Annotated in this window: 15 protein-coding genes and 1 pseudogene; 12 read left to right on the top strand and 4 right to left on the bottom strand. The window is 51.8% G+C overall.

All coding sequences use genetic code 11. From position 1 onward, the window contains the following. Positions 1-254: 254 nt before the first annotated feature. The 8 genes from I656_RS01255 to I656_RS01285 all read left to right on the top strand — a co-directional run bounded on the left by I656_RS01255 (position 255) and on the right by I656_RS01285 (position 5,888). Positions 255-1,472, top strand: a complete 1,218-nt coding sequence (locus tag I656_RS01255) for an EAL-associated domain-containing protein (protein WP_015374332.1) — start codon at positions 255-257, stop codon at positions 1,470-1,472. Positions 1,473-1,520: 48 nt separating this feature from the next. Further along, the gene (locus I656_RS01260; protein ID WP_033006687.1) at positions 1,521-1,754 is read left to right on the top strand and encodes a hypothetical protein; all 234 of its coding nucleotides are present in this window, start codon (positions 1,521-1,523) and stop codon (positions 1,752-1,754) included. A 125-nt stretch (positions 1,755-1,879) separates the two neighbouring features. After that, the gene (gene abbA, locus I656_RS0116850) at positions 1,880-2,083 is read left to right on the top strand and encodes an antirepressor AbbA (RefSeq protein WP_013145903.1); all 204 of its coding nucleotides are present in this window, start codon (positions 1,880-1,882) and stop codon (positions 2,081-2,083) included. Between the two features lie 102 nt (positions 2,084-2,185). Then, the gene (cbpB, locus tag I656_RS01265) at positions 2,186-2,659 is read left to right on the top strand and encodes a cyclic-di-AMP-binding protein CbpB (protein ID WP_011230548.1); all 474 of its coding nucleotides are present in this window, start codon (positions 2,186-2,188) and stop codon (positions 2,657-2,659) included. A 196-nt stretch (positions 2,660-2,855) separates the two neighbouring features. Then, positions 2,856-3,566 carry a 2,3,4,5-tetrahydropyridine-2,6-dicarboxylate N-acetyltransferase gene (gene dapD, locus I656_RS01270; protein ID WP_011230549.1) on the top strand — a complete coding sequence of 237 codons (711 nt, stop codon included), beginning with the start codon at positions 2,856-2,858 and terminating at the stop codon, positions 3,564-3,566. A gap of 59 nt (positions 3,567-3,625) precedes the next feature. After that, entirely contained in the window at positions 3,626-4,759 is a 1,134-nt protein-coding gene (locus I656_RS01275) for an N-acetyldiaminopimelate deacetylase (protein ID WP_015374334.1), read from the top strand. A gap of 55 nt (positions 4,760-4,814) precedes the next feature. Next, positions 4,815-5,057 (top strand): YkuS family protein, encoded by a 243-nt coding sequence (locus tag I656_RS01280; RefSeq protein WP_011230551.1) that lies wholly within the window; start codon positions 4,815-4,817, stop codon positions 5,055-5,057. Between the two features lie 168 nt (positions 5,058-5,225). Next, on the top strand, positions 5,226-5,888 hold the full coding sequence (locus I656_RS01285; RefSeq protein ID WP_013145901.1) for a TrkA family potassium uptake protein: 663 nt from the start codon (positions 5,226-5,228) through the stop codon (positions 5,886-5,888). Between the two features lie 71 nt (positions 5,889-5,959). Here the strand turns inward: I656_RS01285 and rnjA are convergent. The 3 genes and pseudogenes from rnjA to I656_RS19800 form a co-directional block, all read right to left on the bottom strand. After that, positions 5,960-7,626, bottom strand: a pseudogene (gene rnjA / locus I656_RS01290) (ribonuclease J1). Then, entirely contained in the window at positions 7,623-7,838 is a 216-nt protein-coding gene (locus tag I656_RS01295; RefSeq protein WP_011230554.1) for a DNA-dependent RNA polymerase subunit epsilon, read from the bottom strand. The pseudogene rnjA and the gene I656_RS01295 overlap by 4 nt, the downstream one beginning before the upstream one ends. Before the next feature lie 146 nt (positions 7,839-7,984). Then, positions 7,985-8,119, bottom strand: a complete 135-nt coding sequence (locus I656_RS19800; RefSeq protein WP_014195339.1) for a hypothetical protein — start codon at positions 8,117-8,119, stop codon at positions 7,985-7,987. 176 nt (positions 8,120-8,295) lie between these two features. Here I656_RS19800 and I656_RS01300 point away from each other — a divergent pair, with 176 nt between their 5' ends. After that, positions 8,296-9,078 (top strand): Cof-type HAD-IIB family hydrolase, encoded by a 783-nt coding sequence (locus I656_RS01300; protein WP_015374335.1) that lies wholly within the window; start codon positions 8,296-8,298, stop codon positions 9,076-9,078. Positions 9,079-9,130: 52 nt separating this feature from the next. Here the strand turns inward: I656_RS01300 and def are convergent, their stop codons facing one another. Then, positions 9,131-9,685: a peptide deformylase gene (gene def, locus I656_RS01305; RefSeq protein WP_020756679.1), complete on the bottom strand. Its 555-nt coding sequence runs from the start codon at positions 9,683-9,685 to the stop codon at positions 9,131-9,133. 527 nt (positions 9,686-10,212) lie between these two features. On the opposite strand from def, the gene pdhA reads away from it, so the two are divergent. The 3 genes from pdhA to I656_RS0116845 all read left to right on the top strand — a co-directional run. Next, positions 10,213-11,322: a pyruvate dehydrogenase (acetyl-transferring) E1 component subunit alpha gene (gene pdhA, locus I656_RS01310; RefSeq protein ID WP_014195342.1), complete on the top strand. Its 1,110-nt coding sequence runs from the start codon at positions 10,213-10,215 to the stop codon at positions 11,320-11,322. A gap of 3 nt (positions 11,323-11,325) precedes the next feature. Then, positions 11,326-12,303, top strand: a complete 978-nt coding sequence (gene pdhB, locus I656_RS01315) for a pyruvate dehydrogenase complex E1 component subunit beta (protein ID WP_011230559.1) — start codon at positions 11,326-11,328, stop codon at positions 12,301-12,303. Positions 12,304-12,375: 72 nt separating this feature from the next. Further along, positions 12,376-13,622 (top strand): dihydrolipoamide acetyltransferase family protein (locus I656_RS0116845; protein ID WP_033006685.1); only part of this gene is annotated, 1,247 nt, incomplete at its 3' end.

Here is a 13,622-nt window from a genome sequence, read left to right as displayed (position 1 = left end):
CCCCCATCTCTAAGCGAAGCGTAGGTGTGGGTAGTTCACTCAAATTTGCCGTAAAGAAAGATGGTCCTCACCCAAAAGGGATTGCAGGCGGTATTTCTTCATTTATCGCGGGCAACCGGCTCATTGCACGTAACGGCTTTTGTCACAAGCGGATTCCCTGCTGTCAGGGGAGCCGCTTTTTTTTACGTCAGGAACGATTGGGCAATTATGCTATAATAAAGGCAAAGATGGTCGATGGGAATGAGGTGGGCACGATGGATGCATTAGACGTTATGGCCAACTTGCCGCAAGTGATTCCGCACTATCAACCGATTTTCAGCGCCGATGAGCATGGGGTCGTCGGCTATGAAGTGCTCGGTCGGTTTCAAACGGAAACAGGGCCGGTCAGCCTTGGGCCGTTTTTTCACGATGAAACCATTCCAGAAGAATTTCGCATCGAAGTGGATGATGTGGTTACGAAAAAGGCGCTCGACTATTTTCTGTCGCTTGATGATCAAACGTTGCTCATTTTTTTAAACCGTGATGCCAACTTGCTGATGCTTGACCGCGGCGAGTCGTTTTTGCAGCTGCTTCTCACCTACGAAGCGAAAGGGTTGGCGCTAAGCCGCATCGTTTTGGAAATCAACGAGCAGCATTTCAAGGGAGACGTCGATCAGCTCAGCCATTTATTGACGTATCTTCGTACATACGGCGTTAAAGTGGCGGTCGACAACATCGCCGAACATAGCATTCATCTTGAGCGAATCGGCGTCTTGTCGCCTGACATTTTAAAAATCGATTTGCGTGAATTGCGGAAAACGTCCGTTCATCAAGCATACCAGGAAATCGTTCACTCGATTTCGCTGTTGGCGCGCAAAATCGGAGCGACGCTCCTGTATGAGGACATCGAAACGTCATTTCAGCTTCAGTATGCTTGGCGGCATGGCGGCCGCTATTATCAAGGGTATTATTTGGCCAAGCCGGCGCCTGAGGTTGTGCCGCGCGATTTGTTGAAAGACTTGCTCCGCCAAGAGTGCCATCGCTTCATCCAGCAGGAAAAGAAAAAGCTTGAAACGCTGTATCAAATTGCTGAGCAGTTTCAGCAGCGGATCAGCGCGCTGCTTGGCAAATACAAAAAAGCCGCCGATTTTAACGAGCTCATTTCCCTGTTGGCCGGCGAGCTCGACGATGTTTGCTTCCGCATTTATGTTTGTGATGAGGACGGCTTCCAGCAGTCGGGCAATATGTTCAAGCGCGGCGGCCGGTGGGAGCTTCAGCCGCAATATTATATGAAAAACTGGAGCTGGCGCCCATATTTTTTGGAAAACATTATTCGCATGCGCTCGCGCCGAAGAGGGATTTTGTCCGATTTATACACGGATATTGAAACAGGGGAAACGATCCGGACGTATTCGTATCCGATCGATGAGCGCCATTACTTGTTTATTGACTTGTCGTACAGCTATTTGTTTGAGCATGACGCCCATTATTGACTGCATAAAATCGCCTCATTGCGGCAAAGTAAGCATGAGGTGAAACGTATGGCACAGCTGACTTTCGTATTATCTGTCCTTTCTGTATTGATTGCGGTGATTGGATTTATCTATACGGTCCGTCTCGGCCGCCAGCAGCGCTGGCAAGGAGAGCTTGACGGGCCGATCCCGAAAACGGTCGAGGAGCATGCCTATTTGCGCAACCCGGTGTTCCTCGCTTACGTACTCGCTGTCTTGCTCGCCATTTTTGCCATTGGTTATTTGGCGTTGCGCTATTATTGAAAAAAAGGCCATTCCATTCATATGGGTGGCCTTTTTGCCTGTCCGCAAATGACGCTTTTTTCCACGACTTTTTTCCTTTGCCGGCGAATATATATGGAAGCGGAAGAGGCAAAGGGGGAATGGAGATGACGAAGCGGCTGCCGACAAGGCTGTCGGGCGAGGAAGCGGCGTTATTGCTTGACGTTTTGTTCAGCCAGCAATATGCACTCGAGCTCATCCGCTCCGAGCTGGCGGATATCGAAAACGGAGACAAGGAGGTCGATGAACACCGGTACCGGCAGCTGTTGCGTTTATACGACCGCCTGTTGACAGAGGAAGAGGAAGGATAAAAATTGTTGTGCACTATCGCTATCGCAGGAAGCGATAGTCTTTTTTATGGTATGATAACAGTGTGGAGAGGAGAAGATGCAGAAGAAAGGCGGAACATCGGCATGACATGGGAACACAATGAATTCATGCAAATGACTGTCAAGCCATTTCTGATTCCGGCGGATAAAGTGGCGCATGTGCAGCCGGGAAATTATTTGGATCATGCGCTGCTCGTCCTGACGAAAACCGGCTATTCGGCGATTCCGGTATTGGACACATCTTATAAGCTTCACGGGCTCATCAGCATGACGATGATGATGGATGCAATTTTAGGATTGGAGCGCATCGAATTTGAACGTCTCGAGACGATGAAGGTCGAAGAAGTGATGAACCGAAACATTCCGCGCCTGCGGCTTGACGACAGCCTGATGAAGGCAGTGGGGCTTATTGTCAACCATCCGTTCGTGTGTGTGGAAAATGACGACGGCTATTTTGCAGGCATTTTCACTCGACGGGAAGTACTGAAGCAACTGAATAAACAGCTGCACAGGCCTAATGGCGGCCGGAAGCTAGGCCGAAAAGAGGCTGAACAATGAGCAGAAAGGTAATCGTGTGCAATAACAAGAGTAGCTGGCTTTGGCTGATCAGTTCGGAAGCTGCGTGGCAACTTCCGCAAGTACAAGCCTTCGAGAAGATATTTACAGCATTTTGCTCGATGAATTTGTGCTTGTCACAATGATCTCTGTTTTGCTAAAGTAAAAAAGAATACAGGTGTAAAGGAGGATATCGCCCATGAAGATGATGGACGCCAATGAAATCATTTCCTTTATTCAAAACAGCAAAAAATCGACACCAGTCAAAGTATACATAAAAGGGGATCTCGAAGGCATCGATTTCGGCTCAAGCGCGAAAACGTTTATTACCGGCAACGTCGGCGTCGTGTTTGGCGAATGGCAAGACATTCAAGCGGCAATCGAAGCGAATCAAGACAAAATCGAGGACTATGTCGTCGAGAACGACCGCCGCAACTCGGCCATTCCGCTTTTGGATTTGAAAGGCATCAAGGCGCGCATTGAGCCGGGCGCCATCATCCGCGACCATGTCGAAATCGGCGACAACGCCGTCATTATGATGGGAGCGGTCATCAATATCGGCGCCGTCGTCGGCGAAGGAACGATGATCGACATGAACGCGGTGCTCGGCGGCCGGGCGACGGTCGGGAAAAACTGCCATATCGGCGCCGGCGCGGTGTTGGCAGGCGTGATCGAGCCGCCATCAGCCAAGCCGGTCGTCATTGAAGACGATGTGCTCGTCGGGGCGAATGCCGTTATTTTGGAAGGCGTCACGGTCGGCAAAGGAGCGGTTGTGGCTGCCGGCGCCGTTGTTGTCGAAGACGTGCCGCCGTATACGGTCGTGGCCGGCGTGCCGGCGCGCGTCATTAAGCAGATCGACGAGCAAACGCGGGCGAAAACGGAGATTAAGCAGGAGCTTCGCCAATTATAATCATCATAAAAGCTGTCCCTTCACACGAGGACAGCTTTTTTACCCATGGAGGAGAGACGATGTCTGCGATCAGCCCATTTGTCGCCATTCGCCGCGACTTGCATCAAATTCCGGAGCTTGGGTTTCAGGAGTTTAAGACGCAGCAATATTTGCTTCGCTATATCCAGTCCCTGCCGCAAGAGCGGCTTCAAGTCCGGACGTGGAAAACCGGGATTTTCGTCAAAGTCAACGGAACATCGCCGCGCAAAACGATCGGCTACCGCGCCGATATGGACGGGCTGCCGATTCGCGAGGAGACCGGCTTGCCGTATCGGTCGAAACATGAAGGGCACATGCACGCGTGCGGCCACGATGTGCATATGAGCATCGCTCTTGGCGTGCTCACCCATTTTGCTCATCATCCATTGGAAGATGATTTGCTGTTTGTGTTCCAGCCGGCCGAGGAAGGACCGGGCGGAGCAAAGCCAATGTTAGAAAGCGACATCATGCGGGAATGGAAGCCGGATATGATCGTCGCCTTGCATATTGCGCCGGAATATCCAGTCGGTACGATTGCAACGAAAGAAGGGTTGCTGTTTGCCAATACGTCGGAGCTGTTTATTGATTTGAAGGGAAGAGGTGGCCACGCGGCGTTTCCGCATTTAGCGAATGACATGGTCGTCGCCGCCTGCGCATTGGTGACGCAGCTGCAGTCGATCGTCGCCCGCAACGTCGATCCGCTTGACAGCGCGGTCATTACGATCGGGAAAATTGCCGGCGGGACGGTGCAAAACGTCATTGCGGAGCACGCCCGGCTCGAAGGAACGATTCGGACGCTGTCGACTGCAGCGATGCAGAAGGTGAAGCGGCGGATTGAAGCGATCGTGCATGGCATTGAAGTCGCGTACGAATGTGAAACATCCATCGATTACGGTGCCATGTACCATGAAGTGTACAATGATCCGGATCTGACAGCGGAATTTATGAAGTTTGCCAAGGCGCACGGCGGCGTGAATGTGATCCGTTGCAAAGAAGCGATGACTGGCGAAGATTTCGGCTATATGTTGGCGGAAATTCCTGGATTTATGTTTTGGCTCGGTGTTGATTCGCCATATGGGCTGCACCATGCAAAACTGGTTCCGAACGAGGAAGCGATCGACCGCGCCATCGCGTTTTTAATCGACTATTTTTCATGGAAAGGAAACGCAGAATGAAGTATAGTTCCGCCTCTAGCAACACACATTAATGAGTGTGAGGAGGTGGATTGTGATGGCGAAAATTGGTGTTGAGCCATCGTTGACGGATGTACAGGAAGCGTTGAAAGAGCGAGGATATGACGTTGTGCCGCTCCGAGGGGAGCAAGACGCAAGAGGCTGCGACTGCTGCGTCATTACCGGCCTAGACGCCAATATCGCCGGCATTCACAACATCGTGACGTCCGGTCCGGTCATTGAAGCGAGCGGGCTCACCGCAGAAGAGATTTGCCAAAAAGTCGAAGAAAAACTTCGCTGATGACGAACGTTCGGACTGTGTGCGCTGGCAGCCCGTTTTTGGCGAAATGGCGAAATCGCATAGCGTAAAGGAATGGTGGAAAAGGAACGAAGAACGTTTTCGTTCCTTTTTCTTTTTTGCTAAAATAAGGGGAAGAAACAATGCTTGATCAACGATGGAGGAGTGTCAATGAAAAAGAAACAGTTTGCCGTCATCGGCCTCGGGCGCTTTGGCGGCAGCATCTGCCGGACGCTGAGCGAACAAGGGATGGAAGTATTGGCCATTGATATTGATGAAGACCGGGTAAACGAATTTGCGTCGATCGCTTCGCACGCCGTCGTCGGCGACACGACCGATGAAAACGTGCTGAAAAGTTTAGGCATCCGCAACTTCGACCATGTCATTGTCGCGATCGGCGACAACATCCAGGCGAGCATTTTGACGACCCTGATTTTAAAAGAGCTCGGCGTCAACCATATTACGGTCAAGGCAACGAACGATTACCATGAGAAAGTGCTGAAAAAAATCGGCGCTGATCAAATCGTGCATCCAGAGCGCGACATGGGCGAGCGGATCGCTCACAATTTGATTTCCAACAACGTCCTAGATTATCTGGAGCTGTCGGACAAATACAGCATTGTCGAAATCGTGGCAAGCGAGCGGCTTGACGGCCATTCGCTTTTGGAGCTTGACATCCGCGCCCGCTATGGCATCAACATCGTCGCCATCAAGCGTGGAGCAAGCGTCATCGTCTCCCCGCTCGCTTCGGAAATCATCCGCAAAGGCGACGTGTTGGTCGTCATCGGCGCTGACAGCGACATTGACCGGTTTGAGGAAAAAGTGGTCGGTTGACGGCTGGCAGGCGGCCTGTGCATGATGATGACGGAAAAAGGGCATCCTTTTGCAAGGACGCCCTTTTTTCTTTAGATTTCCATGATGATCGGCAAAATCATTGGCCGCCGTTTCGTCCGCTCGTACAAGAACGGAGCGAGCGTTTCCGTAATTTCGTTTTTGATCTCCGACCATTGGTTCGTTTTCCGTTCCAGCACTTTTTCGAGATGCTTGGAGATCAACACTTGCGCTTCGCTGATTAAGTCACCTGACTCACGCATATAGACGAAGCCGCGAGAAATAATGTCCGGGCCGGCGGCGATTTTGAACTCTTTCATGTTGATGCTGACGACGACAATCACGAGCCTTCCTCAGACAAAATGCGGCGGTCGCGCAAGACGATGTTGCCGATGTCGCCGACACCGCTGCCGTCGATGTAGACGGAGCCGGACGGGATCTTGCCGACGATGCGCGCTTCTTTGTCGCTGATGCCAAGCACTTCGCCGTTGTCCATAATAAAGCAGTTTTCCTCCGGCACGCCGCAGTCGATGGCGAGCTTGGCGTGCATTTTTTGCATGCGGTATTCGCCGTGGATCGGCATGAAATATTTCGGCTTCATCAGCCGGATCATCAATTTTTGTTCTTCCTGCCCACCGTGGCCGGACGTATGGATGTCGTTGAGCGGGCCATGGATGACTTCTGCACCGGCGCGGTACAGCATGTTGATTGTCCGGTTGACGCTCACCGTGTTGCCCGGAATCGGCGATGAGGAAAAGACGACCGTGTCGCCCGGGATGATTTGAATTTGCCGGTGCGTGCCGTTGGCGATGCGCGACAAGGCGGCCATCGGCTCCCCTTGGCTGCCGGTGCATAAAATCGTCACCCGGTTGGCCGGCAGGCGGTTGATTTCGTTCGCGTCGACGAACGTGCCTTTCGGACATTTGATATAGCCGAGGTCTTGTCCGATCTCAATCGCCGCTTCCATGCTTCGACCGAAGACAGCGATTTTTCGGTTGTTGGCGACGGCTGCTTCCGTCACCTGTTGGAGACGGTGGATGTTGGATGCAAATGTGGCGAAAATGATGCGTCCTTCCACCTTGCGGAAAATGTCGTGAATGCTTTCACCGACGCGCCGCTCCGACATCGTAAAATGCGGGATCTCGCTGTTCGTGCTGTCCGACAGCAGGCAAAGAACTCCCTCTTTCCCAATTTCGGCCATTTTTGTCAAATTGGCCGGCTCGCCGACCGGCGTAAAGTCGAATTTAAAATCCCCAGTGTGAACGATTTGCCCGACTGGCGTTTTCACAACAATACCGTAGCTGTCCGGAATGCTGTGTGTCGTCCGGAAAAAGGTGACGGCCGTTTTTTGGAAGCGGATGACATCGTCTTCGCGAATCTCAATGAGTTTCGCTTGGCGCAACAATCCATGTTCCTCAAGCTTATTGCGAATCAGCCCAAGCGCTAATTTGCCGCCGTAAATCGGGATGTTCACCTGCCGGAGCAAATACGGAATGCCGCCGATATGGTCTTCGTGCCCGTGGGTGATGAACAGTCCTTTCACTTTGTCCGCGTGCTTCACTAAATAGGAGTAGTCTGGAATGACATAGTCGATCCCAAGCAGCTCATCTTCCGGAAACTTAATGCCTGCGTCAATGACAATGATTTCGTCTTGGAATTGTACGCCGTATGTATTTTTTCCAATTTCACCCAGTCCGCCGAGGGCAAAAACGCCAACTTGCTGATCTGTCAACAGCTTCATGATGAAATCTCCAATACTTGAAAGTTCGGGCTTTTCTTTTCGTATTCTAGATGCGCTCCCTCTAACGGCTGAATATACTCAATATTGATCGGACGGCCTTCGAGTTTTCGGCGTACATCCCGCTCTGATTCTGCTTCGATGTAGAGTGTTTTCGTTTTTTCTCTCACGGGCGCCTCGTCTGCGTTTTCTTGGTAAAACACTTTGAAAATCATCGTGAAATCTCTCCTTATCGTACAATGGTTGCTCTATCTATTATATAAGAATGTAACGTTCTTTTCATGTATTTTGTTGCCAAAAGCAAAAAACAGGCGTGAGATGTGCCGACGATATGCATCATCTTTGATGAATGTTGCCCGCTTTATTCGCCAAAGTGGGAAAGAAGCCCTTCGAATGGAAGGGCTGTTGTTGTAACGGTCAGGCGATCAATTTTTTCCGGAGCAGGTCTTTCCACTGTTGAAGCAGCTTTTTTTTCAGCTTTTTCAACATGTTTCATCACTCCTTACCTTTTATTGTACTCATTTTGCGGTGAAAGTAAATGTTCTATTCTATATGATATGTAGGCGGAGGTTTGTTTTTCATGGGTAAAAATGGAACAGATCGTGCCTCTTGGTTGACATTCCGGGCGTTTTTCAGTACGGTAAACAATGAACAATTTTTTTACAAGGGGAAGTGAACGTGGGCAGAAAAATCGTCTTTTTCGACATCGACGGCACGCTTCTTGATGAGCAAAAGCAGCTGCCGTTGTCAACGATCGAAGCGGTTCGCCGCCTGAAGCAGTCGGGCGTTTATGTCGCCATCGCCACCGGACGCGCTCCGTTTATGTTTGAGCATGTGCGCAAACAGCTTGGCATCGATTCGTTCGTCAGTTTCAACGGCCAATACGTCGTTTTTGAAGGGAATGTGCTATACAAGCAGCCGCTCCGGCGCGAGAAAATCAGGGCGCTGACGGAGGAAGCCCACAAAAACGGCCATCCGCTCGTCTTTATGGATGCGGAGAAAATGAGAGCGAGCATCAGCGACCATCCGCACATCCACGTCAGCATGGCGAGCCTAAAATTCGCCCACCCGCCTGTCGACCCTCTTTATTATGAGAACAAAGACATTTACCAAGCGCTTCTGTTTTGCCGCGCCGAGGAAGAAGAACCGTATGTGCGCAACTATCCCGAATTTCGCTTCGTCCGTTGGCACGACGTCTCGACGGATGTGCTGCCGGCAGGGGGCTCGAAGGCGGAAGGCATCCGCATGATGATCGAAAAGCTCGGGATCGATAAGAAGGATGTGTACGCGTTCGGCGATGGATTGAATGATATTGAAATGCTGTCGTTTGTCGGAACCGGGGTGGCGATGGGCAACGCCCATGAGGAAGTGAAAAGGGTCGCCGACTTCGTTACGAAGCCGGTCGATAAGGAAGGCATTTGGTACGGATTGAAACAGCTGCAGCTCATCCGATAAAAAGCGGCCTTGGCCTTTTCGGCGAGGCCGCTCGCCATTGACAGCGGGCTTTTTAGCGCCCGATTGGAATCGCTCCGTCCGGCACTTGAAACGGGTCATCGGGGTTGATGCGGTCATAGAACATAATGCCGTTTAAATGATCGATTTCATGTTGGAAGACGATGGCCGGCAACCCTTTTAAGCGCAGTGTGACTTCTTCGCCGTCGATCGTCGTCCCAGTGACCGTGATGCGGGCATAGCGCGGCACATACCCCGGCACGTCGCGGTCGACCGACAGGCAGCCTTCCCCGGTCGTCAAGTAACATTGCTGGACGGAATGGCTGACGATTTTCGGATTGAACAAGGCGTAGCTGTACAGCGCCCCGTTTTCATTGGTGACATGGACGGCGATCATCCGCTTTGAGACGTTGATTTGCGGGGCGGCAAGGCCAATGCCGGGCCGCAGGCCGTATTTCGCTGCCAGCTCCGGGTCTTGGCTCATTTTCACGTAGTCAAGCAAGCTTTGCAAAATGCGCTTATCTTCCTCTGAAGGCGGCAACGGAACGGGTTCGGCGATTTTCCGCAATGTCGGATGCCCCTCTTTGATGATGTCCTTCATCGTGATCATTCGCTTCGTTCACTCCCTACGTTTGGCATCGCTGTCTATCGTTTAGTCTAACAAAATGAGCATCGATCGTAAATAAAAACGCAACCGCACGAATATATTATTCGAGTATAAGGAAAACAATAAGACAAATTCGAGAAAACGTTTTTATTATCTTGTCAAGCCACTGTGTGTTTTGTATTTTGTGAAAATATAATACAGGACTCATACAGATGGTGAGGGATGTAATATAACAGTTTGTGGGCGGAATATTGCCAATTCCAATTTCACCCAAAAGATAAAGCGAAAAAACATGAGAAATCAAAGTCGTTGACGGTTGATCCAAGAACGTGTAAACTAAAACTTGCAAATGCGTATTGTACTAATTCAATCTTGAAAAATAGTGAAACAGATTTCGGCGCCTTTGTTGCTTGCGTTGGCGCCGGATGGCGGCCGTTTTTTATTTCTCTTTCATTTTGGGTACATTAATAGTATATGGGTGAATGTATTCTCATTTCTAAAATTTCTCATGAAAGGCAGAGGTGGATGACATGGGTGTGAAAACCTCCCAGTTTCGATTTGCGGAGCAGCTCGAGAAAGTAGCCGAGCAGTTTCCGACGTTTCAAATTTTGAATGAAGAAGGCGAAATCGTCAACGAAGAGGCGATGCCGGAGTTAAGCGATGAGCAGCTGAAAGAGCTGATGCGCCGCATGGTGTATACGCGCATCCTCGACCAGCGCTCCATTTCGTTGAACCGCCAAGGCCGACTCGGGTTTTACGCGCCGACCGCCGGGCAAGAAGCGAGCCAAATCGCCAGCCATTTTGCGCTTGAGAAAGAAGATTTCATTTTGCCGGGATATCGCGACGTTCCGCAAATCATTTGGCACGGGCTTCCGCTTTATCAAGCGTTTTTGTTCTCGCGCGGCCACTTTCATGGCAATCAAATTCCTGAAGGCGTCAACGTCTTGCCGCCGCAAATCATCATCGGCGCCCAATACATTCAAGCGGCCGGCGTGGCGCTCGGCTTGAAAATGCGGGGCAAAAAGGCGGTGGCCATTACATATACCGGCGATGGGGGCACATCGCAAGGCGACTTTTATGAAGGGATCAACTTCGCGGGGGCGTTTAAGGCACCGGCCATCTTTGTTGTGCAAAACAACCGCTTTGCCATCTCGACGCCAGTGGAGAAGCAAACGATCGCCAAAACATTGGCGCAAAAAGCGGTCGCTGCCGGCATTCCGGGCATTCAAGTCGACGGCATGGATCCGCTTGCGGTCTACGCCGCGGTGAAAGCAGCCCGCGAACGCGCCATTAACGGCGAAGGGCCGACGCTCATCGAAACGCTTTGCTTCCGTTACGGTCCGCACACGATGTCCGGTGACGATCCGACTCGCTATCGTTCGAAAGAGCTTGAAAACGAATGGGCGAAAAAAGACCCGCTTGTCCGCTTCCGCAAGTTTTTAGAAGCGAAAGGTTTATGGAGCGAAGAGGAAGAAAACCGCGTCATCGAGCAGGCGAAAGAGGACATCAAGGAAGCGATCAAAAAAGCGGACGAAACGCCGAAACAAAAAGTGACCGACTTAATCAGCATCATGTTCGAAGAGCTGCCGGCGAACTTAAAAGAGCAGTATGAAATTTATAAAGAGAAGGAGTCGAAGTAAGCCATGGCGCAAATGACAATGGTTCAAGCGATCACCGATGCGCTGCGCATCGAGATGAGAAACGATCCGAACGTGCTGGTGTTTGGCGAAGACGTTGGGGTCAACGGCGGCGTATTCCGGGTGACCGAAGGGCTGCAAGCTGAGTTTGGCGAAGAACGTGTGTTTGATACGCCGCTGGCCGAATCGGGGATCGGCGGTTTGGCGATCGGCTTGGCCTTGCAAGGGTTTCGCCCAGTGCCGGAAATTCAGTTTTTCGGGTTCGTTTATGAGGCGATGGATGCGATTTGCGGACAAATGGCACGCATCCGCTACCGCACTGGCGGCCGCTACCATGTTCCGATTACGATTCGTTCACCGTTTGGCGGCGGCGTCCATACGCCAGAATTGCACTCAGACAGCTTAGAAGGACTCGTCGCCCAACAGCCGGGCTTGAAAGTCGTCATCCCGTCGACGCCGTATGATGCGAAAGGATTGCTCATCTCGGCGATCCGCGACAACGACCCGGTTATTTTCCTTGAGCATTTGAAACTGTACCGTTCGTTCCGACAAGAGGTGCCCGAAGGAGAGTACACAATTCCGATCGGCAAAGCAGACATTAAGCGTGAAGGGAAAGACATTACGATTATCGCGTACGGGGCCATGGTGCATGAATCGTTAAAGGCGGCGGCAGAATTAGAGAAAGAAGGCATTTCTGCCGAAGTCGTCGACTTGCGCACCGTGCAGCCGCTCGATATTGAGACGATCATTGGTTCGGTCGAAAAAACGGGCCGCGCCATCGTCGTTCAAGAAGCGCAACGGCAAGCCGGCATCGCCGCCAACGTCGTTGCTGAAATTAACGAGCGCGCGATTTTAAGCCTTGAGGCGCCTGTATTGCGCGTCGCCGCGCCGGATACCGTCTATCCGTTCGCTCAAGCAGAATCGGTGTGGCTGCCGAACTTTAAAGACGTGATCGAGACGGCGAAAAAAGTGATCAACTTCTAATTTGGACAAGTCCGGGGGAGCGAAGCGCCTTCCCCCGCTCATTTTCGGCAAACGATAGGAGGTCGACCTACAGTGGCATTTGAATTTAAGCTGCCGGACATTGGCGAAGGCATTCACGAAGGCGAGATCGTCAAATGGTTCGTCAAGCCGGGCGATGAAGTGAACGAAGACGACGTGTTGTGCGAAGTGCAAAACGACAAAGCGGTCGTCGAGATCCCATCTCCTGTCAAGGGGAAAGTGCTTGAGATTCTCGTCCCGGAAGGAACGGTGGCGACGGTTGGGCAAACGCTCATTACGCTCGATGCGCCGGGCTATGAAAACATGACGTTTAAAGGACAAGAACACGAAGAAGTGAAAAAAGAGGAAAAAGCGGAAACGGTGTCGAAAAAGGAAATGGTTGAGACCGCTGCTCCGAGCGCACCGGCGGCCGAAGCGGAAGTCGACCCGAACCGCCGCGTCATCGCGATGCCGTCTGTGCGCAAATATGCGCGTGAAAAAGGCGTCGATATCCGCCTCGTCCAAGGCACGGGGAAAAACGGCCGCATTTTGAAAGAAGATATTGATGCCTTCCTCGCCGGCGGCGCGAAAGCCGCGGCTGAGCCGACGCCGCAAGCGGCGGAAGAGAAGGCAGCGCCGCAAGCGCCAGCGGCGAAACCGGTTATGCCGGAAGGCGAATTCCCGGAAACGCGCGAGAAAATGAGCGGCATCCGTCGGGCGATCGCCAAGGCCATGGTGCATTCGAAACATACGGCCCCGCACGTGACGCTGATGGACGAAGCCGATGTGACGAAGCTTGTTGCTCACCGAAAAAAATTCAAGGCCATTGCCGCGGAAAAAGGCATCAAGCTGACGTTCTTGCCGTATGTCGTCAAAGCGCTTGTTTCTGCGCTGCGTGAATATCCGGTGCTGAATACGTCGATCGACGATGCGACGGAGGAAATTATTCATAAGCATTACTACAACATCGGCATCGCCGCTGATACGGATCGAGGGTTGCTCGTGCCGGTCATTAAACATGCCGACCGGAAGCCGATTTTCGCGCTGGCGAAGGAAATCAACGAACTCGCTGAAAAAGCGCGCGAAGGCAAACTGATGCCAAACGAAATGAAAGGCGCATCGTGCACGATCACGAACATCGGCTCAGCCGGCGGGCAATGGTTTACGCCGGTCATCAACCATCCGGAAGTGGCGATTCTTGGCATCGGCCGCATTGCCGAAAAACCGATCGTCCGCGACGGTGAAATTGTCGCTGCTCCGGTCTTGGCGCTCTCGCTCAGCTTTGACCATCGGATGATCGACGGAGCGACAGCGCAAAAAGC

Source organism: Geobacillus sp. WSUCF1, from assembly GCF_000422025.1.
In the GTDB taxonomy this organism is placed as follows: Bacteria; Bacillota; Bacilli; order Bacillales; family Anoxybacillaceae; genus Geobacillus; species Geobacillus zalihae.
The sequence above is the reverse complement of the archived record's forward strand: the minus strand, read 5'-3'. Positions and strand labels throughout refer to the sequence as shown.